Source organism: Rhodopseudomonas sp. BR0C11, assembly GCF_010820945.1.
Taxonomy (GTDB): domain Bacteria; phylum Pseudomonadota; class Alphaproteobacteria; order Rhizobiales; family Xanthobacteraceae; genus Rhodopseudomonas; species Rhodopseudomonas palustris_H.
The window spans coordinates 1-885 of sequence record NZ_QTKI01000767.1 but is presented as its reverse complement, the minus strand read 5'-3'; the positions used below and the strand labels follow the sequence as shown (position 1 = coordinate 885).

Annotated in this window: 1 protein-coding gene; it reads right to left on the bottom strand. The window is 74.4% G+C overall.

Features of this window, described 5'->3' with window-relative positions:
- The coding region (locus DYI24_RS27240) for an AsmA family protein (RefSeq protein WP_502706391.1) at positions 1-885 on the bottom strand (885 nt) is incomplete at both ends.

The following is an 885-nucleotide window of genomic DNA, read 5'->3' as shown; positions in this document are numbered from 1 at the left end:
CCGGCCAGCGGCCATCGGGGCCGGCCAGCGTCCGGGCCCATTGCAGCGCGGCGTCGAGATCGGCGCTGTCGCCCTTAAGCTCGGCGTCGATCTGCGCGCCTTGATCATCGCGCCGCGCCCGATAGGCGAAGCGGCCGCGCAGTGTGTCGCCGCCGCTCTGCACCGTCAGCGGATCGAGCACCCAAGCGTCGGAGCCGGCGCGGACCCCGCCGGTGATCCGCAGCGCCTTGGTCAGGCCACCCGCCGTCGGCGTGCGACCCTGCAGCCAAGCGGCGAGCAGGTCCGGATCGCTGGCAGACAGATCGAGCGTGCCGGTGATCGCCGCGTCCGCGGCCCCCGCGCCGCCGCGCAGCGCCAACCGCGTGCCGCCGGGCGCCCGCAGCTCGAGTTGCTCGATCTGCCAGGCCTGCGGATCGCCGCGCAGCTCGGCGGTCAGATCTGTCACCGGGCGGCTGCCGATCATGATCTGGTCGGCGTCGAGCGACACCCGCGCCGGCAACGGCGGCAGCGGCAACAACGCCGCCAGATCGCGCAGCCGCACCAGCCAAGGCAGCGGCGGCGCGGCATCGCCGGGCTTCGCGAGCAGACGGTCGGCATCGAGCTGCCGTGCCGACAGCTTGGCGTCGAGCCGCGGCGTGCCGCCGAACCGTGCTTCGCCGCCGCCGGTGAGCTTGAGCGCGCGGTCGTCAGCGCCCCAGGAGACCTCAACCTGATTCAGCCGCGCGAGCGCCGGATCGGCCTCGATCTTGGCGGCGAGCCGCCACGGCGTCCGCGGCGTCTCTCCCGCCGCAGCCGCAAGCGCCGCCAGCGACGCTGTGCCGTCGAACCGGGGCCGGCTTTGCTCGAACCTCACCAAGCCGTCGAGATCGGCTGCGATTCCGCCGG